This is a genomic window from Vibrio ouci, assembly GCF_004551525.1.
Lineage (GTDB): Bacteria > Pseudomonadota > Gammaproteobacteria > Enterobacterales > Vibrionaceae > Vibrio > Vibrio ouci.
Genome location: NZ_SATR01000197.1, coordinates 1 through 1,247 on the forward strand (window position 1 = coordinate 1; position 1,247 = coordinate 1,247).

1 protein-coding gene is annotated in these 1,247 nt (G+C 42.0%); it reads left to right on the forward strand.

The genetic code is table 11. The features are described 5' to 3' along the window. Window positions 1-501 precede the first annotated feature (501 nt). On the forward strand, window positions 502-987 hold the full coding sequence (locus tag ELS82_RS25090) for a GNAT family N-acetyltransferase (RefSeq protein ID WP_208733314.1): 486 nt from the start codon (window positions 502-504) through the stop codon (window positions 985-987). Window positions 988-1,247: the final 260 nt, after the last annotated feature.

The window sequence follows — 1,247 nt, forward strand, 5'->3', positions numbered from 1 at the left end:
AGTTTGTACCTTTCACGTTCTTTCCGGTGGCACTATATGCGGAGTGTTCGCTTTGATTTCACTGTTTACGGCTTCTAACTCTTAGCCTATTTCTTTGGCGCTTCTTCATTTTCGTGGTGGCTTTTGAGAGAGCCTTGGTTACTTTTGGGGTGGCTGTTGAAGTACGAGGAAAGAATCCATTTCTAATTTGAAGCTAGTGAAAGTAGTGCAGTTTAGTGTGTTTTTCTTCTAGCCAACTCTCGTCTCTTAACCGAGGTAAAGTTTTGTAGCTGCCCGTCTCACTTCAGTGTTCAAAGTCTTTCATATCATGCCAGTTTTCAATATCTTGGAGCGCATAAATAGAAGTAGCGCATGTACTAACAAATTGCTTAAGAGTGATTCGTAACGCGTGGCATTTTTACTTTGCGGAGGCTTATGGTGATTAAGGCGCTGTGCGGTAGCTTTTGTATTGCGTTACTCACACCTTAGCAAGGCGTTAGCCGACAACCGGAAACTTGAGTTATGGAGAACAAAGTGAACGTAAGGAAAGCGATCAAGCAGGACTCCAGTAAGTTGTTAGAACTTATTGGACACAAAGCTGAGTTTGACCGAAGTATGAAAGGGTTCGACGGTGAAATCTCCACAACTATAGAGAAGATTGAACGAACCTTATTTGGTGATTATCCATTTGCTCATGCTTTGCTATTGGAAGTCGATGGTGAAGTTCAGGGTTTCGCTTTGTTTCATTATCGTTATTCATCCTTTCGCGGAGAGCCATCAATTTGGTTGGATGATCTTTTAGTTGTTGGTAAGTATCGTTCAAAGGGATGCGGTGCAGAACTTATGCATGCTTTGAAAACGGTAGCTCAAAAGTCATTAATTTCTCATATTTCATGGACAGCTAGCCCACACAACACCAAAGCACACGAGTTCTACAAAAAGTTAGGTGCAGAAGTTGAACGGATGGATGGTCAGCGTCCGTACTTCCGTTGGGCAATGTACGGCTAACAATAAATTTAAGAGTGATTCACAACGCTTGGCACTTTCACTTCAAGCCAGTTTAGTGTTTATGGCACAATGGTTTAGCTAAGGTGTTAGCGCGTTGTTCACACCTTAATTTGGCGTTATGTTTACTTGTATTTCAAAGGCTTAAATGTCTTAGGTCCTAGTTCTTTGTCCCTCTGGCAATCCGTTCCTAGTAGACTCAGCAAATCCGCATTGTCGGTCTAAGTTCTTGAATCTATCAACCTGTAAAACATGCCAACGTT

Excerpts from the sequence above, each read along its gene's own strand:
- ELS82_RS25090 (WP_208733314.1), top strand. The coding sequence starts at position 502 with ATGGAGAACAAAGTGAACGTAAGGAAAGCGATCAAGCAGGACTCCAGT.